Here is a 22,380-nt window from a genome sequence, read left to right as displayed (position 1 = left end):
CGAATGCCCCGCCAATCTATCGCTGAAGAGCTTGAAAGCGCCGCCGACCGCATCGCGGACATCTCACGCGCGGATCTGCAGGTCATCCTGCGCCGCGCCGCATTAATGCTTAGAAACGTCTCCGGCGCCCGCAACGGAGGACGCTCTCAACTCCATCGCGGCTGAAATGAAAATCAGTAGATCCGACCGCATTCAGATCGTGCTGGAAACCAACGCCTATCTGCCGGTCCGGGCGATCGATGAGGAAAGCGAGACGGACGGCAGCGCGCAGGCTGGTACGGGACCTCTATGCAGAAGACCCGCCGCTACATTTGCGAAGCGACGGGCCTCCACCCCATTCCCCCATACCTGACCTTGCAAGTGCGGTGCCAGACGCATTGACCCATTCCGGGGCACCTTATGGCTTCTACACAGCGGAATTTTCCACCACGTACGTCGTTCGCATGTTTCGATTCTATTAGCTTGAGCGCATGTATTCGCCAGCCAGGCGAGCACCCCCGAAGGCTCGCTGGTCAGGCCCAGCGGCCTCCAGCTGCCAGTCCCCCCGCAACCAAGCCGCTGGGCCGTCCCCGTTAGGGCGAAGCGCTAAGACCTTGCTTGCACCGCTCAAATGAATGGCAATTTTCCGTCTGAATGCGTTTACGGTCCATTGTCTGCGACCAGCATGGGTGTCGCGTGGGAGGCACAGTAACTCCCCTTTTAAAGGCGTCGAGATGCTACGAGCACCGCAAAGCCAGTTCCTGAGACCTGAAGATCGGGCGATCTGCCAGCGGGTGGTCGACCAAATAACCGCCGACGCTAAATGGTACAGCACCTCGATAGACGGTCAGATTCTGGCCTCGACGACGCTGACTCTCTTTCAATCCGGGGTCGTCAATGAAACGAATTTGCTGGCACATGTTCGCGCGCGCCGCCACGACTTCACTAAGCTGACCGGCTAGCTCTTCACCTTCGGCGTGATCTCTTCGATCTTGGCGCCGGCCCCCGATCTAGCGCGCCTCCGGCAAGTTGCTTGGACCTCTCCTGCAAAGATACTTTGGTGCAGATTAATTGAGGGAGGGCTAAAATGAAATGTGCAATTCTGGCCGTATTGGCGGCTTTGACCTTGGCTTTTGCGACCAGCGCCTATGCACACAGCGGCGGCACCGACAGCAATGGTTGTCACAAGAACCACAAGACAGGCGACTACCACTGCCACTGACTATGCGGCGCTCTGAATGACCCGCCTATCTGTTGCGGAAGAGCTTTGAAAGCGCCGCCGACCGCATTCACTTCCCTCCTCGTCATGACGAACAGTGTTCGTTCGAATGATGCTATTCCGTTGCCTTGAGCGCAAGTTTTTGATCAGCCAGCACAGCGCCTCCTCTTAAGCTTGCTGGTGGTCAAGGCCCGCGATGAAACGGCCAATCAAATACGACCCCAAGCGCCACGTGCGCTACGATCCGGACCTGCTGCCCCGCACGGGGCACAGGTACAAGCCAGCCAAACCGGCCCACGATGCCGTATGGTGGCCCAATGTCATCTCGGCAATTGCTATTGCCGGTTTCTTCCTCACGTTCATCTGGAGCTAAGACAATGCTACCTTTTGTGCAGGCAGATGGCTCTCAGGCAGGCCGTGCTCAGCCTTTTGTGCAAGAAGTTCGTACCGCGGGTGCTCATTCCGTAGTTCCTTCGTCCCTGAAATCCTGCAACGACGCGTGCCGCAAGTCGTCCTCGCCGCGCAGATGCTTCACACGGCCAATGACTGGCGGCTGGAGAGTTTCCCGACGCTTGCGCAGGCCCAGGGCGCTGCAAGCCCGACCTCGCTTGCGGCGGAGGTCGCAGGCAAGGTCTGGCTGTTCACGCTCGGACCGAAGGATGCCAACTGCGCGTCCCGCAGTTCACGCTTCAGTAGCGAAGCCTGCTTTCACCACACGCTAGCAAAGCGCGAGGCAACCAAGAAGCCCGCGCCTCTGGCGGGGAGCGCGGGCCCGATCGGGTTGCGGCCCGATCTGCAGCGGGCAGTGGAGGGAGCGTGCCTAATGGTCACAGGCAATTATTAGAAATCCCTAAAGTTCCACCCTGACTAGAGCGACCGACGCCGGCGCGCCGAGGAGTTTACTTTGGCTTTGTCGCGCAGATCGCGAAGCGGTGCTGGGTGGCGCGTTCGAGCGCCTTGGGCCAACTCATCTGTTGAGCTTGGGCGCGATGGATCGCAACCAGTTTCCAGACGACGACGGGCTGATCGAGCCCGGCTTCGGCCAGCAGGCGCCCTATCTCTTCCGCCCGTGCGCCGCCCGAGAAATAGACACGGGCAAGAATGCTCTGGTGGCGTCTGGCCATGGAGGCGAGGTCATTGTCCACGACCCGCGACTTGCCGGTTGTGAGCTTCTCCCAAAGTTCCCGCAAACTCGTCGCCCAGTTGCGGCTGACAAAATCGCCGTCGATGACCAGCAGCTTGCCGCCGGGCTTCAGCAGCGAACCATTCGGCAAACGCGGCCTTCGGCTCCACCAGCGTCCAGACCAGGTGACGAGTGGCGATGACATCGTAGCTCGCCTTGTCCTCGAGCGTCCGCTCGGCGTCCCCTATGATGAAGCGTATACCGGCGCCGCGGTTTTGTGCCTTGGCGCGTGCCTTGGCGAGCATGGCTTCTGAGCAGGTCGAGGCCCGTCAGCACAAACCCCAGATCGTGAATCTAATGCGAAATCACGCCCGTCCCACAGGCGAGATCCAACGCCACCCGTCCGGCGCCGGGTCCGAGGTGTTTGCTTATGAGCGCATCCGATGCGGCGCGCTCCTGCTCGGAAAAAATCTCGTGACCGACCTGCAGGTCGAAGGTCTCGGCGCGATCGGACCAATAGTCCCGAATTTCGTCGCGCAGCGAATAGTTTGCGTGAGCCGTCATCACCCGAAATGCTCTCCCCCAAAGCGGTACATTGGAATTGCTCTAAAAGATAATTCTTGATTACACCTCCGGTTCGCCGACAAATGCATCGTTATCGCCGAGGGCCGGATGTTCGCCTGCGGCACGCCGGAAGATGTCGTCACGCCGGCGCTCTTGCGTGATGTGTACCGCGTCGAGGCGCGGATCGAGCGCTGCTCGCGGGGCATCGGTCATGTAATGGTGGATGGCGTCGCGGACGAAACGGCAGCAGCTTGGCGGTTCCAACTTCTCTGACGGGGATTGTTAGGGCCTCGCCAGTGGGAAACGCAGGGCGCGCGCGGGGGGCCTCGCGCGAGCCAGTTATCCGATCACCCGCCCAGATTTTTGTATCAAACATTCTGGCCCCCTTAAGGAACAAATCCGCTCGCGGTGCAGTTCGGTCCTTTTAAGATGTAGGCCCGAATCTGGTTGAAATCGATAAAGCCAAACAGAAGGTTATTGCCGAAGTTGTGCGGCGGTGGATCACCTCAGAGGTAATCCGCAATTACCTTCGCAACATGCTAAATCTGCCTGTAGAACGGGAGCTGCCGGCTGAGCAAAGGTATTTGCTGGAGGAACTTGATAGGGCCGACAAAGAGTGACGTATGGCTCTCCACTGGTTCAACCCTCCGGTCCCTGTCAGGACCGAGCGTCCCGGGATCATCCGCAACGTCAACAACGCCGAGAAAGCCGGCGAGGAGCTGATGAAGTGGACCAAGCGTGGGCCTTGCTGGGACCTCGCGGTGCGCGTTTGCATGGCCGTGATATTCGACGAGATGGGAGCTGAGGAGGCCCGCAAAGCATTCCTGGCTGCCGCGATGGAGGAGGGGACGTTAATTCCCCCAACGACAAATAGCTAAATTGTTTTGCGGTATAAGGTTCTATGTGTCTCTGACCAACACCGCCTTCCAGAAAGGAGCCCGCCGCCCGTGAGAAAAGCGACGGACCCGACAGCGGGTGCATCCACGAAGAATCGACCGCTGCGAGTTCTAAACCCGCGAAGGCCTGCGTTGTTCCCTTATCAGCGGAGGCTGCAACTGGGTTGGTCAGCAGCCTCTTGCCGCTCTAAGTTCATCCTCATGGGTCCCTTCTGGTTCTCTCCACCGATCTACGTGAAGACGAAACGTCCAGGCATTCGCCATGGGGTCAGCCACGTCGAGGGAGCCGCCGAGGAACTCATGGCGTGGGACACAAAGGGCCCGAGGTGGACCAAGGCTGTCCAATCCTGCGTCGATGCACTCGAGGGCAAATCCTCCCCCCAAGAGGTCCGTGAAGCCTTCGAGGCGGCTGCCAAGGAGGCCAACGTGTATCTCTCCCCTGAGTAGGAGGTATCATGGCAACCCATTGGTTCGTCCCTCCGGTGTTCGTGAAGACTGAAACCGGTGTCAGGCATGGCTGCAACAATGCGAGGGCAGCCCTTGAGCAGCTCAAAACGTGGACCCGGAGAGGACCCTGCTGGCATAAGGCGGTGACGCTGTGCCTGTCAGATCTGGAGGGCGATTCGATTGACCCTCAGGTGGTGCGAAAGGCCTTTGAGGCTGCCGCAAAGGAGGCCAAGATGTATCTCTCCCCTGAGTAGGAGGTGTCGTGGCAACCCATTGGTTCTCCCCTCCAGTGTACGTCAAGACCGACCGACCTACGGGTCTAACAATGTCGAGGGTGCCGCCGAGGAACTCCTGAAATGGACCAAGATGGGACCTAAGTGGCGGAAGGCTGCACAACTATACATCGACGCGCCGTCGAGGATCGGGCGACCCCGGAGGAGGCCCGTAAGGCCTTCGGGGCTGCTGCTAAGGAGGAGGGGAGTTCGTGCGAAACGTTTGGCGAATAGATTCGCTAATTCGGTGCGTTAGCCTACAGTCATGAAGTCGCCAGCCAACTGTTAGGCAGCCGGCGATTGAGAGGGTGTCGTACTCTCGCCTCGTGAGGTGAGATGTTTAAGCGCTACGTCGGCACAAGCGCATTTTATCCGAATGATCTTGCGCTACTCCAACGAGTGTTCGACGAGATATGCGCAGACGGCAACCACGATGCAAGCTCGGGCGACGCTGAGATAATCGCGTCTACGCTATTGCAATTGTTCCAAGACGGAATGACTGACGAAGCGGCCTTGCTCGCTGAGATGCGCTCACGGCAACGCGACTTTATCCGTCATACTGGCTAAGCATCAGGAAGGGTCTCCCGTGTCCCTGTGCCCCTCGGCTGCGTGATCGGGCACTTTTTGATCTAGCCATCGACAGCAAGCTGCGTGGCTGTGATCTTGTGAAGCTTAGGATCGGCACGTTAGTCGCAGGTCCCGAAATTCGGACTCGCGCGATAGTGTTTCAGCAGAAGACAGGTCGTCCCGTTCAATTTGAGTTGATGGCTGACGCCCGAGCGAGCCTGCTCGCAGGGCTTGAGCGGCATGGGGGGGGACAGTCGAAGACTTTAGCTGTGAATCGGCGTGCAAAATTGACCCCATAAGCCGGGGAATCGGCGTCCAATTTTGCCCCCCCTGATGCTTTGATTTGCGACCATCGGCTCGTCGTGGCGAGCGGATGGTGTGGGGATGAAGTCGGTGGATACGATTGCCCGGGTTCGGCGCGCCTTCCATGTGCAGGGATGGTCGCTCAAGCGGATTTGCCGCGAGCTGCCTGTGTCGCGGAACACCGTCCGCAAGATTCTCAGATCCAGTGAGACATCGTTCTCCTACGAACGCGAGCGGCAGCCCAAGCCGAAGATCGGTCCGTGGCAGGATCAGCTTGACGGGTTTTTGAATGGCAACCGTGGCAAGGCGGCGCGCGAGCAACTGACACTGATCCGGATTTACGAAGAGCTTTGCAGTCTCGGCTACGAGGGTGGCTATGACGCCGTCCGCCGCTACGCGAAGAGCTGGGCGAAGGCGCAGGGGTCGGCGACGGCGGACGCCTATGTGCCGCTGTTCTTCGCGCCGGGCGAGGCCTACCAGTTCGACTGGAGCCACGAGATCGTCCTGATCAACGGCGTGACGGTGACCGTGAAGGTCGCCCATGTCCGGCTCTGCCACAGCCGCATGATGTTCGTCAGGGCCTATCCGCGCGAGACGCAGGAGATGGTGTTCGACGCCCATGACAGGGCCTTTGCAAGTCATGTGGGCAAGGGCGGCGGGATCCATCCCTTCAGCTTTCAGGGCGTCCTCATCCCGGCTATCAAATATGCCCTCAATCTCGGCGTCATAGGCAAGCAGGGTGGTCGGCTGAAGGCTGCCGCCTGATTGGCTTCCCTCAGCGCCGCCACCCCCGATAGCGAAGAATAGAGCGCTGGTACGCCCTTTGGATCGAATCGTCCTCGGCGCCGCGGCCCGACAGCGGATGTCGCGCATAGATCGCTTGTATCGGCGGCGCATCGGATGTGCCCCTCCAATGCCATCAGGGGCAATGTCGAAGTGGCGCTTTCGGCGGTGCTACTTCCGGCAAAGGCAGCATGCCCCCTTAGAGATCACAACCAGACCCGAGGACCTCCCGGCGGCTTCCGGCGGGATTCGGCGGCCTGATCAGCAGCTCTGCTTTGCGCTCTATTCGGCAAGCGGGCTGATGACCCGGCTTTACCGGCCGCTGCTCGATCCGCTGGGGCTGACCTACCCGCAATATCTGGCGATGCTCGCGCTATGGGAGCGAGCGCCAAGCACGGTGGGCGAGCTTGGCGAAGTGCTTGGGCTTGATTCGGCGACGCTGACGCCGTTGCTCAAGCGGCTGGAAGCATGCGGCCTGGTCACACGCCGTTGTCATCCCGTCGCACCACGTCGCGTGTCGCTGCACGTGCGGGGTATGAAGAACTTAAGCCGCTCATTGAGCTGGGAGAAAAAACCGAAACGTTCGAGCAACGAATGAGCGCGGCCCGCAATGCGGCGGCCCTACAAGCATGATTAAATTGATCTGGATGGTTAGCCGTTGGATCGCGCCGGGGCAAAGCCGCGACTTCTGAGGCATAGAGAAGATTGCTATAGCTCACAATTGTTGCTATCGTGAGTTATAGAAGGGTGCCCTATAACTCATGGTATGGAATTGGGAGCAGGCGGACTGGCCGCATTTTACCTACGATAAGAAGGCGTTGGAACCGCTGGAAAGCGAGTTCCTGTTGCGATCGGGCGAGTTCCTAGGCGTCTTTCGTCATGTCGGTTCCGACGATCGCGACCAGATCCGCATCGATCTTATCAGCGAAGAGGCCTTGAAGACATCCGCGATTGAGGGGGAGTACCTCGACCGCGAGAGCCTGCAATCATCCCTGCGCCAGCAACTTGGTCTGGGCGGGGAGACCAGGCGCATTCCGCCTGCCGAGCGGGGCATCGCTGAAATGATGGCCGATGTCTACTTGCATTTTGCCGATGCGCTGACGCATCGCACTCTTTACGCTTGGCATACGATGGTGATGTCGGGTGAGCGTCGTATCGAGACCATCGGCAACTACCGCCAGCATGCCGATGCCATGCAGATCGTTTCCAATCGGCTGGATAAGCCCAAAGTTCATTTCGAAACGCCGCCCTCCGCGCGGGTGAAACCCGAAATGGATGCCTTCACTACTTGGTTCAACGATACCTCATCCAAAGGCAAGACACCGCTGCCAGCGTTGACGCGTGCCGCTATCGCGCACCTTTATTTCGAGAGCATTCACCCGTTCGAGGATGGCAACGGTCGCATAGGCCGTGCCCTCTGCGAAAAGGCGCTGGCGCAAAATCTGGGTGAGCCCAGCCTCATCGCGTTGGCCTATACGATAGAGCGCCGCCGCAAGGCCTACTACGACCATCTGGAGGCCAGCAACACGAGCAACGCGGTAACAGATTGGCTGCTCTACTTCGCCAACACGATCCTCGAAGCGCAGCGCGTAACGCTCGCTCGTGTCGAATTCTCCGTCGTCAAGGCCAAGTTTCACGAACGCTACCGGGATCACTTCAACGAGCGCCAGGAAAAGGTCATCGCCCGGATGTTCCGCGCGGGCATCGACGGGTTCAAAGGGGGGCTCAGCGCCGAGAATTATATCGCCATCACGCAGGCATCGCGCGCGACGGCAACAAGAGATTTGCAGGACCTCGTTGCCAACGGTGCACTGATAAGAACCGGCGAACGGCGACACACACGTTACGCGTTGAACATTCTTGATGGCCGCACGTAAACCAGAAGAGGCAGGCTGTCAAAGAGCCTGCCTGCCTGAGCATCGAGGGGTGGCGGGCTGCAACCCGGCAGGAGGTCGTCGATTGGGTTACACGAGACCGGAAACGCAAAAAGTCGCGCGGTGCGATGCTGATTGTCCGGTCCCGGTTGAAGCCGGTGGTTTAGTGTTACCTCAACGCGCGTTGGGGGAAACAAGCGCGCGGAAGGGGCGCGCTGGCCTTCGAGTGGTAGCGAGAAACCTGAACAAAACTCTTGGCAGACATCAAGGCCGGGCACATCAGCTCGGCTGCTGTATTGCGGCAAGCTTCCAGTCACCGCCGTTCTGGCGCGTAAAGGTCCACAGTTCGGTCGTCTCCGTCGGCCGATCGGCCTGGCCCTCAATGATCTTGTCGCTGATACGATCGCGGGTCACGTCGCGAGACTCATAGCGCAAAGCAGCCGTCGCGTAGTCGCGATCACCCTCCTGCCAACTTTCCGCAATATCGGCCTCCAACAGGCTGACGTCCGACACGTCGTTCCTGACGCCCTTTTTGGCATTGTCGGCAAGTTCCTCGGACAGATAGGACACCATCTCGGGCGTCACCAACCGGCGCAAAGCAACATGATCTTCGCGCCCGAATGCGTCCTGAACTTCCGTCAGCCTTTGCTGGAACGTGTCGAGGTCGGTTTGGGTGAGGGTGATCTCATCGGCAGCATTGGCTTGGGAAGGATTGGCTTGGCTCGTTCCGCCAAATCCTGACCCAATGCCTGGCATGGCGAAAGCTGTGGCGTTGCTCGACTCGGGCCGGGCTGCAGCGCTTCGCCCAAAGGTCCCGGTGCCCCGCGAGGCACCGGCCGTAGCGGGCTCTGGGTTTTGCGCCGATTGCGAGCGGAAAAAGCGAATGGCCAGCATGACCACGCCGCCGATCAGCAGCACTTGAAGGAGAAGGCCGAACATGCCGGCCAAGCCGCCGAACCCATGGCCCAAAAGAACGCCGATCAAGCCGCCGAGCAGCAGCCCCCGCATCATCGATCCACCGAGGCCGTTGAAGAAGCCTGGGCGCTGGAATGCCTGCGGCTGGCGGGCCGCATTGTTCGTTGCCGCATTGGGCGTCATCGAGCGCTCGACCGGTGCGGAAGGCTGTGGCGCCGTCCTGGTCGGCGGGACCGGCTGGAAAGTGCGCATGCCGCGACTGCCGAAGCTGCCGCCACGGCGCGCATCGGCGTGATCCACAGCGACCATGGAAAATGCCAGGAACAATCCCGCAATCAAAATTGCAAACCGTCCTGAACGCGAAATCAGCATAGGCAAGTCCTCAAGTGACACTCTTTCCGCTCATATGGGGTGCGTCGATCGAAATATCAGTGAATCGTCCGCCGAGAAAATTCGAACGACATGGTCGGCGGCCCGCCGCTGTTCACGACGAGAATGTCGAGCGCGCCAAGCAGACGATCGCCTGCTCGACCGCGCGGGCTCCTGCACCCGGCCGAACGGCGCGTCAAGAGCATCTTTCGTGCAAGCCTCTTGCCATCGGTCTCCTGGCGACGACGCCGGCCCGCCTGATCTTGACATACATCTTTCTCGCATACTATCAACACATCTGGAAAACCTGCCATACAGGTTTGCCCTCCTGAACTGGTGATCGCGTGAGCACGGCCGTATCCGCAAAACATTCCGACGCAGCGAGCCTGGTCAGCAATACGATCGGCGAGATCACACGCCATATCCGCGCGCATGAGCTCGGGCCCGGCGACCGGCTGCCCAGCGAGGCCGCGCTTTCGAGACAATTGAGCGTCTCGCGCACCGTGGTTCGCGAGGCCTTCAGCTCGCTCGCTGCCATGCGGCTTATCGACCTGAGGGCAGGCAGACGGGCTACCGTCGCCGAGCTGGATTATGGCGCCATGTCGCTGGTGATCGAGCATGGCGTCCACACGGATCAGATCACGGTGCAGCAAATCTACGACGTGCGCCGCACGATTGAGACCCGCACCGCCATGCTGGCGGCCTTGCGCAGAACAGCCGACGAAGTGGAAAGGATCAGGACGCACGCGCTCGCCATGCGCGAGAATTTCCAGCGGCCGGAACAGGTCATGGAGCACGATCTCGCCTTTCACCTCGAACTCGCCAAGGCTGCAAAGAATCCGGTTTTCAGCCTCATCGTCGGCGCGTTCGAGCGCGTATCGCGCCAGACCTGGCCGATCGGCTGGCGGAGCCGCCCTTCGGATGCCGAGCAGTTGGCGATGATCCAAATCCATATCGATCTCGCCGAAGCAATCGAGACCGGTGATCCTCAGTCCGCTCGCGACCTGATGGCGAGGCATTTTGACGAGAGCGTCAAGGCCCTGCTGGCGGCTGGCATCGCCTGAGGAGCGGGGTGCGCGATGAAGATCACGAAACTGGAAACGCTGCGGATCAAGGAGCGGCCGAACCTTCTCTGGGTCCTGGTTCACACGGACGAAGGCCTCGTTGGGCTGGGCGAGACCTTCTTCATGGCCGAAACCGTCGAGACCTATCTGCACGAATATGTCGCGCCGTGCGTGATCGGGCGCAACCCCTTGCAGATCGACCTGCTTGCCGCCGATCTCGTCGGCTATCTCGGTTTCCGATCGACGGGCGCGGAAGTCAGGGGCAACTCCGCTTTCGATATCGCACTGTGGGATCTGTTCGGAAAGGCGACGGGTCAGCCGATCGCACAACTCCTCGGCGGGTTCACCCGGCACGAGATCAGGACCTACAACACCTGTGCCGGTACCGAATACATCAAGAAGACCACCGGCCAGACGACGGCCAATTACGGGCTCGATAAGCCCGGCGACGCCTATGATGATCTGAACGGCTTCCTTCACCGCGCCGACGAACTGGCGCATTCGTTGTTGGAGGAAGGCATCACGGCCATGAAGATCTGGCCCTTTGACATGGCCGCCGAGAAAACGCGCGGCTTGTATATTTCGCAGCCTGATTTGAATTCCGCGCTGACGCCATTCGAGAAAATCCGCAATGCGGTCGGCGACAAGATAGACATCATGGTTGAATTCCATTCAATGTGGCAGCTGCTGCCGGCCATGCAGATCGCTCGCGAACTTGCCCCCTACAAGACCTTCTGGCACGAAGATCCGATCAGGATGGACAGCCTGTCCAGCCTGAAACGCTATGCCGAGGCTTCGCTGGCGCCGATATCAGCTTCGGAGACGCTCGGTTCCCGGTGGGCCTTCCGTGACCTTCTCGAGACCGGGGCGGCCGGCGTCATTATGCTCGATATCAGCTGGTGCGGCGGGCTCTCGGAGGCGCGCAAGATCGCTGCCATGGCTGAAGCATGGCACCTGCCGGTCGCGCCGCACGACTGCACCGGTCCAGTTGTGCTCGGCGCATCGACCCACCTGTCGCTGAATGCGCCGAACGCACTTGTCCAGGAGAGTGTCAGGGCCTTCTACAAGACCTGGTACCGCGATCTTGTGACCGCTTTGCCGCAGGTGAAGAACGGCATGATCACCGTGCCTCCCGGACCGGGCCTCGGCATGGAACTGAACCCGGAGATCGATCGCGCCTTCACGGCGCTTCGACGGGTGACTGACGCATCGACTCTCTGAAAATGAACCTGAAGCAGCTTTCTACGGAGGAGGAGAACCATGAAGAAGCTACTTATCTCGGCAGTCTTGGGAGCAGTACTGGCTGGAGGCTCGGCAATCGGCTCACGCGCGCAGGAGCCGATGAAAATCGTCTTCACACATCATTCGTCGGCGTCAAACCCGTTCTGGCAAGCTGTGAAGAAGGGGTTTGACGACGCCTGCGCCAAGATCCAGGCCAATTGCCAGATGGTCTTCACGCAGACCGAAGGCTCGATCGAGCAACAATCGGCCAACATGCAGGCGGCGCTCGCGGCAAACCCGGACGCGCTGATCACCTCGATCGTCGACAACAATGCCTTCGACCAGATCATCGCCGACGCCCGCGCTGCCGGCGTCACGGTCATCGCGTCCAATGTCGACGACACCGAGGGAGCAGCCGGCAATGCCCGCCAGGCTTTCATCGGCCAGGGCTTCATTCCCGCCGGCTACGAACTCGGCAAGAAGATGTCCGAGTTCTTCCCCAAGGAAGGCAAGATCAGGGCGCTCGTCGGCGTCTCCGCGCCCGGTCAGAACTGGTCGGAACAGCGCGCTGCCGGCGTCATGAAGTTCCTTGAGGAATACAAGGCCGCGAATGGCGGGCGCGAAGTGGTCATTGAACGGCTCGACACCGGCACAGATGGCGCCGTCGTCGCCGATCGTGTTGGCGCCTATCTGTCTGCCCACCCGGACACCACGGTGTATTTCGACACCGGCCTTTGGCATGCCTACGTCGCCCAGGTACTGATCGATCGCGGCATCGAGCCGGGCAAGGTGCTGATGGGCGGCTTCGATATCGTCTCGGAAGTCCTGCAACAGATGGAAGCGGGTTATATCCAGGTCCAAGTCGACCAGCAGCCCTACATGCAGGGCTTCATGCCGGTGATGGAAGCCTATCTCACCAAGAACGTCGGTCTGCTGCCGGCAGACATCGACACCGGCAAGGGCATCATCGTCAAGGAAGACGTGCCAAAGCTCAAGCAACTGGCCGCAAAGGGCGTGCGGTAGGCACGAAGCCGGCGTCCTCTCCTCGTTCTTACGGGGAGAGGTCGGCTGGACAAGGGGGAGGGCCAGCCAACACGGTCTTGGGCGTTGGCTCCGTCCCCATCCTCCAGCGGCATCTCCCCGTCAAGGGCGGTAGAAGACAGACTGCCGCCATCCCCTTTGCCGATGCGATAACCAGCGGAAACGATCCCGAGCCGGAGCGAATGATGAAGCGTTTGATGAAGATTTATCTGGAGAAGCCGGAGCTTGCGGCGGTCGTGTTCCTGCTCCTGCTCCTCATTGTCTTTCAGATTCGCTCGAACGGCGTATTTTTGAACACACAGAACCTTCGCGGAATGCTTGGGCTGCTGCCCGAAATGGGGCTGGTCGCGATCGGCGTGACCCTGCTGATGATATGCGGTGAGTTTGATCTTTCGGTGGGCTCGGTCTTTGCGCTGACCCCGATGACCATGGCGGTGATGCTCGCGGCAGGCGTTCCGTTCGCGCCGGCCTTTGCCGCCGGCCTCGCGATCGCTGCCCTCATCGGCTTCTTCAACGGGTTCATAACGATTCGTTTCGCGATACCAAGCTTCATCACCACGCTTGGTATGCTGTTCATCGCGCGTTCGCTGACGGTGGTAATCTCCGGCGGCTTCCCTCCTGTCATACCAGCTAACGCTCTGCCCAAATGGCTGTTTACGGTCTATGTGGGACCGGGCGACCTCTTTCGCATGTCGTTCTTCTGGTTTCTCGCCGTGGCAATCCTGGTGACCGTGCTCCTGTCGCACACGAATTTCGGCAACTGGGTGCGCGCCACCGGCGGCTTTCTGCCCGCCGCGCAATCGATGGGCATCCCGACGGCCCGGGTGAAGGTCGCCTGCTTCCTGATCTGTTCGGTGCTCGCCGGCTTTGCCGGTACCATTCAGGTGATGCGGCTCGGCGCCCCGCTGCCGTCGATCGGCGAGGGGCTGGAGCTGCAGGCCGTGTCGGCCGCCGTCATCGGTGGCGCCTCGCTGGCTGGTGGCATCGGCACCATCTTCGGCGGCATCATCGGGGCTGCTCTTATCCGCGTCATCGACAACGGACTGGTGCTGAGCCAGGTTGACGCCAACTGGTTCAAGATGGCGATCGGCTTTCTGACTATCTTCGCGGTCGTCATGAACGCATGGCTTCGAAAGCGGGGCAGGGCAATGAAGGTGGAGACCTGATCATGGCGGCCCCCATCATCGCGATCAAGGGACTCCAGAAATGGTATTCCGGCGTCCACGCCTTGAAAAACGTTACGCTGGATATCTATCCCGACGAGGCACTGGGCCTCGTCGGCGACAATGGCGCCGGCAAATCGACGCTGATCAACATCCTCTCAGGCACCCAAAAGCCCGATGGCGGCGAGATCAGGATCGAAGGTGAACCGGTCCGCTTCTCTAACCCGCGCGATGCCATGGAACGCGGCATCGAGACGATCTACCAGTACAATTCCATGGTCCCGACCATGACCATCGCCCGCAACGTTTTCATCGGACGCGAGCCGGTGAAGGGTTCGGTTTTCGGTATCGGCATCCTGGACCAGAAGCGCATGCGTGACGAAAGCGTCAAGGCGATCGCCGATGTCGACCTGCATCTGCGGTCGCCCGACGCGCTGGTCGGCGAACTGTCGGGCGGCCAGCGCCAAGGCGTGGCGATCGCCCGGGCCATGCATTTCAAGTCGAAAGTCATGATTCTCGACGAGCCAACCAACCATCTCTCGGTGAAGGAGACGCGAAAGGTGATCGGCTTCGTTCGTGGCCTCAAGGCCCAGAACATCACTAGCGTCTTCATCAGCCACAACATGCATCATGTTTTCGAATGCTGTGACCGGGTCGTGGCGATGGCGCGCGGAGAGATCGTTCTGGACAAGCCGATCGGCGAGACTTCGATCGAGGAAATCCACGAGGTGCTGTGACGTGAAGAAGCAATCACTCGCGAGCCACTCTGCTGGTGGAGATCAGTCTGCGCTACGACTTTTCCGCAAGAATAGCCTCAGCGGTTTTCTCGTCGGTGATCAGCACATCGACGACTCCCAGACGCAACACGGCGCGCAGCACCGGAACCTTGTCGAGGCCGCCGGAGGGCAGGATCACAGTGTCGACGTCGCGCAGATGTTCGGGGGCGAGGCCGATGACGCGGCTGTTTAGCGGGTGATCGACGAGTTGTCCGTCGGCGCCGATCCAATGGCCGCAAATATCGCCGACCGCTCCGGCTTCGCGGAGTGATCTGAGATCATCGTCTCCTACCAGTCCGATCCGAAAGATGGTGGCGTCCTTGTGCACCGCGCCCACCGAAACGAAAGCGGCGTCAACGTCGCGGGCATGAGTGAAGGCGTCTTCCAGAATAGACTGGCGCATAAGCAGATCGCGTGTGGCCTCGGTATCCGTGAACACCGGTGCTGCGATGTAGAAGCATTCCGCGTCGAAGAGCGCCGCGAGCCGGGAAGCGATCTCGTAGATGTTGATCGCCGATCCACGTGTGAGCCCGCCAAGCAGGGAAACGATCGACATTCCTTTGACCGGGCGCACGGTCACCGACCGCAGACTGAGCTGGAGCGTCCGCCCCCATCCCACGCCTACCGATATCCCGTCACGGATTCTAAGCGACAGGGCTTCGCCGGCGGCGGCTGCGATGACCTGTGGCACCAGAGCAGGATCCGGCGGTGTCGGGACCACGATTGGATCCGAGACACCATAGGCGTCCCGCAGCCGGTTCTCCAACTCGATGCAGTTCGCCACCTTGGAATTGATGCGAATCTGAACGATCCCCCGCTGGCGCGCATGCGCCAGCATCCGGTTGACGCGGAGGCGGGTCAGGCCAAGAGACTTGGCGATTTGCGCCTGGGTGAGGTCACCGACATAAGCAAGCCAGGCGGCGCGCACGAGCAGCCCTTCCTCGCGATCGGCCGTGACGGAACTCGTTACGGCTTGGCGGCCGTCGCGTTTCTTTCGTGCTGGTTTCTCCATCAGATCATCCTGTCCACTCCGCGGCAGCGGGTCCAGAGCGGGCTCGGCCGAGCCATGTGCTCATCGATATGAGGCATCAATCGAGTTTCCCCGGCTCCGCTAGCCTCGATGATAGCGGTCGAAGGACAAAACCAGCGGAGCATCATGGCAAATCGCGTCGATGATGGCAGTCGTCAGCGGCAGGCGATCATCGGGAAGTACACCCCGGCCCATCATATTCTTCAAAGCCTGACCAAGGTCCAGCGCCAGTTGCGCCCCCTCGACCGTGTCCGAACTCATATGTTCGCGCTTCGCCACGGAATAGGGCAGGCCGCGGCCGAGCAGGCGTCCCATGCGACCGTTACGGCCCGCCTGGCAGGTCACATAAAGATCGCCGGAGCCGGCCAGCCCCAGCACTGTTTCGATTTTTCCACCCAGAGCTTCGACCAGAATCGCCATCTCGGCGAGGGACTGCGAGAAAAGCGACGAGGCAAGGTTGTGCATGAGCGCACCGTTGGGCGCCTTGCCGTCGCGCTCAAGCAGCCCGACGGGAGCCCCAACGGCGAGTGTATAGAAGTTCTTGAAAGCGGCGCAGATCTCGACGCCAATGAGATCGGATGATGGTCGCGCATGATAGAAAGGCGCGCGCAGAATGCGTGACGCCGCGGCCACCTGGTCGGGATCGTGTCCGGCCACGATCACCGAGGTATCGCGCTGTGCGGCCAGTTCGCCGGCAATGCAAGGTCCGCCGACGGCCATTACCGGGATCGACAAGCCAGTACGTTGCTCAATCTCGCGGGCAAGCAGATGCGGCAGGATTTCGATGCCTTCGTCGCTCGCGGCGAGTCCTTTCGTAATCATCAGTATCGGCACGGGCGACTTGATGCTTTCAGCAATGCGGTCGATCGCCCAAGGAACGCCGGCCGACGAGACGCCGAGTACAAGCAGGTCGGCTCCATCGTTCATCGCCGTCCCGAATTCGGTCCAGGAACAGGCGGCCACCGCGTCAGGCAGAGTGATGTTGAGGCGAGGGTGATGACCTGTGTCGGCCACAGAGCTGACGATCTCCTCGTCGAGATGGGTGCCGACAAGAGTGATGCGGTTACCCGCGTGAGCGGCCGGAAGCGTCATGGCGGAGCCCATGACGCCAGCGCCGAGGATAATGATCTGCGCCATTCAGCTTCTTTCCTTGTCCAGCCGCTCGCCGCTGCCTTGGTCGAACAGGTGGATTCGCTCAGGCGCTGGCTCCAGGTGGATCACAGCTCCAGGAGAGAGCTCCATGCGATCATGCAGCACCGAGCAGATCGCAATGTTGCCCATGGCGGCAAAGATATGGATTTCGGGGCCAGTCGGCTCGACAACCGTAATCCTCGCCGGGATGCCGCGCCCGTCTGCCACAGGTCGAAGATGTTCGGGCCGAATGCCATAGATCACCTTTTGGCCGGGCCGGACCACGGCCTCTGGCGGAAGCGGGAGGGATAGCTCGTCGGTCCGCACCACCCAGGCGTCGCGCTCGGAAGCCACCTCGCCATGGAACATGTTCATTGCGGGCGAGCCGATGAAGGAGGCGACGAAGAGGTTTGCCGGGCGATCGTAGACATCGAGCGGGCGCCCGATCTGCTCGATGTGGCCGTCGCGCATGATGACGATGACATCGGCCATGGTCATGGCCTCGATTTGGTCATGCGTGACATAGACTGTGGTGGTCTTCAGCCGCTGGTGGAGCTCCTTGATTTCCGTCCGCATTTGCACGCGCAGCTTGGCGTCGAGGTTGGACAGCGGCTCGTCGAACAGGAAGACAGTTGGGTCTCGCACGATGGCGCGACCCATGGCGACGCGTTGCCGCTGGCCGCCCGAAAGCTGGCGAGGGTACCGTTCCAGATAGGGCGTCAGATTGAGGATCGACGCCGCCCATCCCACCTTCTGTTTGATTTCTTCGTTGGGGCGCTTCTTCAACTGCATGGAAAACGCCATGTTGTCGAAGACGGTCATGTGCGCGTAAAGCGCGTAATTCTGGAAGACCATTGCGATGTTGCGGTCTTTGGGATGAAGCGTGTTGACGACCCTGTCTCCTATCGTGATCTCACCGGACGTGATGGGCTCGAGACCGGCTATCATGCGCAACAGTGTGGACTTGCCGCAGCCGGACGGCCCCAACAGAACGACGAACTGGCCATCCTCGATAGAGAGATCGAGTCCATGGATAATCGAGAGGGCGCCATAGTCCTTCTTTATGTTGCTGATGGTGACAGACGCCATAAATTGTTATCCTTCGATTGCTCTTGCCGGTTGGGTTCCACGTCGCCATGCGAGCCATTGGCGATCGGATGCGCTCTCACCATTCGCTCTCCAGAAACTCCTCCAGCAGCCCTGCATCGGCGGCCAGATTGACAAAGGACCATCGGCCGCGGATTTCTCGCGAATAGCGGATGGCGTCGTGCCAAAGCGCGCGCGGCAGGCCTAGTTCCGCGCCAGTGACCGGCCCCCCGGCAGCCTTGAGTGCTGCCTCCATGCGTGCAATCGGCATTGCCATGGGCCGAACCTCCTGGCGCAGGGCCGGCCAGATTTCCGCAAGCCTGCGGTTGAAGCTTTCCGTCTGGCTGGCGTCGAGTGCCGTCTTCTTCATCTCGGCAATGCAAAGTGGTCCAAGTTGTGCCCCGTAGCGGGCCAGCATCGCCGCCTCGTCGATGGCGGTCGGCTTCACCTGCGGCGGCTCTTTCCTGTCCAGCAGCCGCGCTTGCAGACGCGCCATGACCAGCGAGGCAACCCCGACCTGCTGACCGTGCGTGGTGCCGGGATGATGGTCTTGCGCGAACATGTCGACCCAATGGGAAATCTGGTGCTCTCCCATGGATCCAGGATGGGAAACGCCGGCGAAGCACACACCCATCGAGCACAGCGTCAAGACGCGCTGGAGATGCCCGACAGCGGTGACGTCATGCCTGGCAAGACCAGGCGCATGGGCCAGCATCGGTTCCTCATCGCCCGCCTGCAGCAGGTAGGGCACGGCAGAATAGTAGGTGTCGAACAGCCGATGCGAAGCCCACCAATCGATCTGGGCGGTGGGACGACAGAGGCTGTCGCCGAGCCCAGCGGCGCTGAGCCAGGCGGGTGCTGCGGCCGATACACCAAGATCCAGAAAGATGCCCCGCGGAGCGTGCGAGGGCAGCGAGATCTTGAGCCCTGAAGCCAACGTCACCGACGCTGTCGAGGCGCCGTAGCCATTCATTGAGGCGGCCGTGCCGAAGACGGCATAGGGGCGCTCGTCGAGGAAGGTTGCATGCTTGCAGCTGTCGTTGAGGACGCCGGACCCGACGGCCACGACCCCGTCGGCATGACGCGTCTTCTCTCTGACCATCTGGATCGTTGCCTCGTCGCAGTCGAGGCCGTCAGGCAGAACGATTTCACTGATGTCGGCGATGGCGCGCAGCGCCTTCGCGACGCGCCGGCCCATCACATCGACGGTGTTGACATCGGACACAACAGCGATGCGACGGCCGAGCCCCAGGGGCGCAACGAGATCCGCCTCGCGGCCCTCCGTCGTCTCCAGCAATTCGATCGTCTGGAACGGCAGGACGGCAGCCGCGCCTGTCTCAGGATCTTTCCAGCGTTCCGCGACAACGTCCTCGATCAACGCGTTCCAGTTGGTCGTTTCAGCCATGATCGGTCTCCATGAAGGCCGCGAGTCGCTGGTTCCAGGCTGAAAGCGTAGGCCAAAGATCGGCATGGATCGCAAGAAGCTCGGCGTAGAGCTCGGCCCGTTTCGCGTCCGGTTCGAAGGTTTTGGCCGGCTTGCTGGCCATTGCGAGCGACGCTTCGGCGATGGTGGAAAACCAGCCCACGCCCTTGGCCGCTGCCATCGCCGCGCCGAGGGAGGAGGCTTCCACTGTCGTCGAACGCATTACGGGACGGTCGAGTGCATCGGCCAGAATCTGCATCCACAGGTCGGACTTCGCTCCTCCGCCGATGGCTATGAACTGGTCGATGGTCTGGGCGGCAGCCGCAGCGGCCCGCTGACTTGTCGCGGCCTGATGCAGCGCTATGCCTTCCAGCACGGCGCGATAGATGTCGCCGCGGCGGCTCGACCCGGAAAGCCCGGCAATGACACCATGGGCAGCACTATCCCAGTGCGGATCCATGACGCCCTGCCAGTAGGGCAGGAGCATTATGCCGCCTGCGCCGATCCGGCTGGTAGCGGCTTCGGCCTCGAGCGCCTTCAGGGCGTCGCTTGCGCCATGCAGATCGACGCCAAGCATTTCGCGCGCCATCCAGTCGACAAGAAAAGTACCGGCGCGAAGGCACGTCTCGTAGATATAGCCATCATCGGCGACCGCCGTTTCGGTGCGGAAGGCCAAATCATGCACGTAGTCGATGCCGAAGCTGCCAGAGACGACTGCCGTACCGAGGTTGATGTAGGCGCATCGCGGCTGCAACACACCCGCGCCCGTGCCGGCGCATTGACCGTCGCCGCCGCCGGCGACGATCGGCGTGCCCTCCCGCAAGCCCGTCAGCATGGCCGCTTCCGACGTTAGTTGGCCCAGCACGGCGCCGGGCCGCGCCAGGTCCAGCATCATGCGCCGGGGGACGCCTGCCGCGTTCAGTATATCGTTCGACCAGTCCATAGCTCGCATATCGAGTATGCCCATCGGGTCGGCGGATGCGGTGGACGTCACCCACAGGCCGCTCAACCGAAACACCAGGTAGCCGTGGACTTCGGCCATTCGCTCCACCCGGGCAAAAATCTCGGGCTCTTCCTCGCGAAACCAGATCATGCGGTAAAGGCAAGGAATGACGTCCAGCGGCTTGCCGGATATTGCGTGGACGCGTGCCGCGCCGAAGCTCTCGCCGAAGCGGCGTGCCTTCCGCCGGGCGCGCTCATCGAGCCAGAGCGTTGCGGGCCCGACTGCCTGGCCCTGCTCATCGAAAAGTCCGAAGCTTTCGCGCTGGTTGGCAATGGCAAGGGCGGCAATGCGTGCCGGCGGAACCGTCGACGCCACGACCCGCAGCGCTGCGACCGTCGAGGTCCACCACTCGGCCGGATCCTGCTCGAAATAGCCCGAGCGCGGGTTCGACATCGCAAGCGGTGCACGACCTTCAGCCACGGCCAGACCATTGCGGTCCCAGGCGATCGCCTTGGTTGCCGAGGTCGAGGAATCAATGCCGATGACGAGATCAGGAACCATTGCCGCCACATTGCCAAAGGGCGAGGGCGGTCGAAGCCGCCTTCGCCCAAATCACCGACTACCCGCTAAAGACCGGCATCCTTGACTTTGCCGTCGACAATGCCGGCAATGGCATCCAGGCATGCCTTGGCGTCGCCGCCATAGTCTTGGCCCGTAAGCAATTTGCCGAGTTCAACCGGGATGTCGTTGTTCGACAGATCCGCCCAGATCGGCATGTCCGGCTCCGATCCCATCTGGTTGTCGATAGTGTATTTGATCGCCTCGAAATGGCGTGTCGTTCCGGGCCCGACAACGGCCTTCGCCTTGACCCGAGGATCTGTAAAAGAGGAATTGCGCATCGGCGAGGCCCCGCCGCCGAGCGTCGACACGCGCGCCATCACATCCTTCGAGCAGACCCACTGCATGAACAGCCATGCCGCTTCCTTGTTCTTGGAATATTGCGACAACGAAATCGTTGAGCCACCCTGGTGGCCGACGGCCGGGATTTCGTTGAACCCGCAATCGGCGGCGGCGCGACGGCCAGGAACCTCCTTGGGCGCCGGCAAGGCCTCGAACAGGCCTTTGACCTTGGAATCGTTGGCGTCGAAGCCGGGGAAATCTTCGCCCCAGGTGATTGCCATGGCGGCCTGACCCTGTGTCAGCGCCTGCCCCTGACCGTCCCAGGTCCAAGTCGTTGCAGACGGCGGTGAGTTCTTGACCAACTCCTGATAGAATTGCAGCCCGGCCACGCCGCGCTCGTCATTGCCGACAAACTTCTTGTCTTTGTTGAAGATCGAACCGCCATGGCCCCACAGAGCGAAGGTCCAGTCGCATTCCAGCGAATAATGGCCGGACTTGGCCTGGCACGCGGTGCCGAAGATGCCGTTGCTTTTTTCTGCCTCTGTGAGCGCCTGCACGGCCTTGAGATAGGCGTCGAGGTCTGTCGGCAGCGCGATATTGTGTTTGTCGAAAAGATCCTTGCGGTACATCAGGATGAAGATCGGAATATCGAATGGAATTCCGCACTGTTTGCCGTTGTACATGGCAATGCCGTCGACCAGCGGCTTGGAGAAATCGTCCCAGTCGAAGTTGGGCATCGCCAGTGCTTTGTTCTGGTCATAATACTCGCGCGGATCGACGACATCCTGTGCAAATGTCGCCATCCAGGACTGGTCGAGATAGTAGACGTCGTAGGTGCCCAGCTGGCCCTGTACGTCTTGCGTAGCCTTGGCGAGAACCTGCTCCAGCGGCACGATCTCGACTTCCACCTCAATGCCGGTTGCCTTGGTGAATTCACCCGCGACAAGCTGGTTGGCCACGATCGTTGGCGGCGTCGCTTCTGAAGTGTAGCGGATTTTGGTGCCGGCATATGGCTTGCCGACATCGGCCAGCCACTTCAGCATATCGGCGTCCTGGGCGCGGGCTTCTTCAACCCCGAGCCCCAGCATACCCCGATTGGTGCGGCCGCCACCTAGCATGGCCGATCCGAAGGCGGAAAAGCCGACACCAGCGAGCGCCATCTTCCTCATGAAGTCGCGTTTGGTTATTCGGCGCGCCGTAAAGTCATTGCAGGTATCGGTGACGAATGTCTTCTTGTCGTGTTCACTGAAGCTCATGATCGTTCCTCCGTTGCGTTTTTGTCGTCGTTCTT

At 60.8% G+C, this 22,380-nt stretch carries 20 protein-coding genes and 6 pseudogenes; 17 read left to right on the top strand and 9 right to left on the bottom strand.

The genetic code is table 11. The features are described 5' to 3' along the window. Positions 1-3 precede the first annotated feature (3 nt). The 5 genes and pseudogenes from NKH43_RS20375 to NKH43_RS20355 all read left to right on the top strand — a co-directional run. Positions 4-268 (top strand): annotated as a pseudogene (locus tag NKH43_RS20375) (hypothetical protein); the annotation flags it as partial. Positions 269-713: 445 nt separating this feature from the next. Then, positions 714-941, top strand: a complete 228-nt coding sequence (locus tag NKH43_RS20370) for a hypothetical protein (protein WP_023722175.1) — start codon at positions 714-716, stop codon at positions 939-941. 125 nt (positions 942-1,066) lie between these two features. Continuing rightward, entirely contained in the window at positions 1,067-1,201 is a 135-nt protein-coding gene (locus NKH43_RS20365; RefSeq protein ID WP_156948257.1) for a YHYH domain-containing protein, read from the top strand. A 193-nt stretch (positions 1,202-1,394) separates the two neighbouring features. Next, positions 1,395-1,571 (top strand): hypothetical protein, encoded by a 177-nt coding sequence (locus NKH43_RS20360; protein ID WP_023722174.1) that lies wholly within the window; start codon positions 1,395-1,397, stop codon positions 1,569-1,571. Between the two features lie 126 nt (positions 1,572-1,697). Next, positions 1,698-2,042: a hypothetical protein gene (locus NKH43_RS20355; protein ID WP_023722173.1), complete on the top strand. Its 345-nt coding sequence runs from the start codon at positions 1,698-1,700 to the stop codon at positions 2,040-2,042. A gap of 55 nt (positions 2,043-2,097) precedes the next feature. On the opposite strand, the pseudogene NKH43_RS20350 reads toward NKH43_RS20355, so the two are convergent. Then, a pseudogene (locus NKH43_RS20350) lies at positions 2,098-2,885 on the bottom strand (class I SAM-dependent methyltransferase). A 66-nt stretch (positions 2,886-2,951) separates the two neighbouring features. On the opposite strand from NKH43_RS20350, the pseudogene NKH43_RS20345 reads away from it, so the two are divergent. From NKH43_RS20345 to istA, 5 genes and pseudogenes are all read left to right on the top strand, one after another. Next, positions 2,952-3,158 (top strand): annotated as a pseudogene (locus NKH43_RS20345) (hypothetical protein); the annotation flags it as partial. A 350-nt stretch (positions 3,159-3,508) separates the two neighbouring features. Beyond that, a complete protein-coding gene (locus NKH43_RS20340) occupies positions 3,509-3,763 on the top strand; it encodes a DUF982 domain-containing protein (RefSeq protein ID WP_352859571.1) in 255 nt (84 codons plus the stop codon). A 219-nt stretch (positions 3,764-3,982) separates the two neighbouring features. Continuing rightward, complete coding sequence (locus tag NKH43_RS20335; RefSeq protein WP_352548639.1) at positions 3,983-4,228, top strand: DUF982 domain-containing protein; 246 nt, start codon at positions 3,983-3,985, stop codon at positions 4,226-4,228. 8 nt (positions 4,229-4,236) lie between these two features. Further along, positions 4,237-4,482, top strand: coding sequence for a DUF982 domain-containing protein (locus tag NKH43_RS20330; protein ID WP_352496211.1), 246 nt, complete (start codon positions 4,237-4,239; stop codon positions 4,480-4,482). 969 nt (positions 4,483-5,451) lie between these two features. After that, positions 5,452-6,006 (top strand): annotated as a pseudogene (gene istA / locus NKH43_RS20315) (IS21 family transposase); the annotation flags it as partial. Here istA and NKH43_RS20310 read toward each other — a convergent pair. Next, positions 6,007-6,256, bottom strand: a pseudogene (locus tag NKH43_RS20310) (RES domain-containing protein); the annotation flags it as partial. A 42-nt stretch (positions 6,257-6,298) separates the two neighbouring features. Here NKH43_RS20310 and NKH43_RS20305 point away from each other — a divergent pair. Together NKH43_RS20305 and NKH43_RS20300 are read left to right on the top strand one after the other, a co-directional pair. After that, positions 6,299-6,670: pseudogene (locus NKH43_RS20305) on the top strand (MarR family winged helix-turn-helix transcriptional regulator); the annotation flags it as partial. 244 nt (positions 6,671-6,914) lie between these two features. Beyond that, positions 6,915-8,030 (top strand): Fic family protein, encoded by a 1,116-nt coding sequence (locus NKH43_RS20300; protein WP_352813501.1) that lies wholly within the window; start codon positions 6,915-6,917, stop codon positions 8,028-8,030. Positions 8,031-8,306: 276 nt separating this feature from the next. Here NKH43_RS20300 and NKH43_RS20295 read toward each other — a convergent pair whose 3' ends face one another. Beyond that, entirely contained in the window at positions 8,307-9,311 is a 1,005-nt protein-coding gene (locus NKH43_RS20295) for a Tim44 domain-containing protein (protein WP_084643047.1), read from the bottom strand. A gap of 344 nt (positions 9,312-9,655) precedes the next feature. Between NKH43_RS20295 and NKH43_RS20290 the strand changes: the two genes are divergently transcribed. The 5 genes from NKH43_RS20290 to NKH43_RS20270 all read left to right on the top strand — a co-directional run bounded on the left by NKH43_RS20290 (position 9,656) and on the right by NKH43_RS20270 (position 14,537). Continuing rightward, the gene (locus NKH43_RS20290; protein ID WP_352859567.1) at positions 9,656-10,375 is read left to right on the top strand and encodes a FadR/GntR family transcriptional regulator; all 720 of its coding nucleotides are present in this window, start codon (positions 9,656-9,658) and stop codon (positions 10,373-10,375) included. 15 nt (positions 10,376-10,390) lie between these two features. Beyond that, a complete protein-coding gene (locus tag NKH43_RS20285; protein WP_352859565.1) occupies positions 10,391-11,596 on the top strand; it encodes a mandelate racemase/muconate lactonizing enzyme family protein in 1,206 nt (401 codons plus the stop codon). 39 nt (positions 11,597-11,635) lie between these two features. Beyond that, positions 11,636-12,619: a sugar ABC transporter substrate-binding protein gene (locus NKH43_RS20280; RefSeq protein WP_502906498.1), complete on the top strand. Its 984-nt coding sequence runs from the start codon at positions 11,636-11,638 to the stop codon at positions 12,617-12,619. Between the two features lie 203 nt (positions 12,620-12,822). Beyond that, complete coding sequence (locus NKH43_RS20275) at positions 12,823-13,803, top strand: ABC transporter permease (RefSeq protein ID WP_352859564.1); 981 nt, start codon at positions 12,823-12,825, stop codon at positions 13,801-13,803. A gap of 2 nt (positions 13,804-13,805) precedes the next feature. After that, positions 13,806-14,537: an ATP-binding cassette domain-containing protein gene (locus tag NKH43_RS20270; RefSeq protein WP_031194992.1), complete on the top strand. Its 732-nt coding sequence runs from the start codon at positions 13,806-13,808 to the stop codon at positions 14,535-14,537. A 52-nt stretch (positions 14,538-14,589) separates the two neighbouring features. Here NKH43_RS20270 and NKH43_RS20265 read toward each other — a convergent pair whose 3' ends face one another. The 6 genes from NKH43_RS20265 to NKH43_RS20240 all read right to left on the bottom strand — a co-directional run bounded on the left by NKH43_RS20265 (position 14,590) and on the right by NKH43_RS20240 (position 22,345). After that, positions 14,590-15,504: a sugar-binding transcriptional regulator gene (locus NKH43_RS20265; RefSeq protein WP_352484287.1), complete on the bottom strand. Its 915-nt coding sequence runs from the start codon at positions 15,502-15,504 to the stop codon at positions 14,590-14,592. Between the two features lie 183 nt (positions 15,505-15,687). Continuing rightward, positions 15,688-16,743, bottom strand: a complete 1,056-nt coding sequence (locus tag NKH43_RS20260; RefSeq protein ID WP_352642021.1) for an NAD(P)H-dependent glycerol-3-phosphate dehydrogenase — start codon at positions 16,741-16,743, stop codon at positions 15,688-15,690. Then, a complete protein-coding gene (locus NKH43_RS20255; protein ID WP_352859562.1) occupies positions 16,744-17,826 on the bottom strand; it encodes an ABC transporter ATP-binding protein in 1,083 nt (360 codons plus the stop codon). It abuts the gene before it with no gap. A gap of 76 nt (positions 17,827-17,902) precedes the next feature. After that, on the bottom strand, positions 17,903-19,228 hold the full coding sequence (locus NKH43_RS20250; protein ID WP_352642018.1) for an iron-containing alcohol dehydrogenase: 1,326 nt from the start codon (positions 19,226-19,228) through the stop codon (positions 17,903-17,905). Continuing rightward, complete coding sequence (locus NKH43_RS20245; RefSeq protein ID WP_352859560.1) at positions 19,221-20,750, bottom strand: xylulokinase; 1,530 nt, start codon at positions 20,748-20,750, stop codon at positions 19,221-19,223. Before NKH43_RS20245 ends, NKH43_RS20250 begins: the two co-directional genes overlap by 8 nt. A gap of 65 nt (positions 20,751-20,815) precedes the next feature. Continuing rightward, positions 20,816-22,345, bottom strand: a complete 1,530-nt coding sequence (locus NKH43_RS20240) for an ABC transporter substrate-binding protein (protein ID WP_352859558.1) — start codon at positions 22,343-22,345, stop codon at positions 20,816-20,818. Positions 22,346-22,380 lie beyond the last annotated feature (35 nt).

Origin of the sequence: Mesorhizobium sp. M1163, from assembly GCF_040318415.1 — a bacterium.
Taxonomy (GTDB): domain Bacteria; phylum Pseudomonadota; class Alphaproteobacteria; order Rhizobiales; family Rhizobiaceae; genus Mesorhizobium.
The sequence above is the reverse complement of the archived record's forward strand: the minus strand, read 5'-3'. Positions and strand labels throughout refer to the sequence as shown.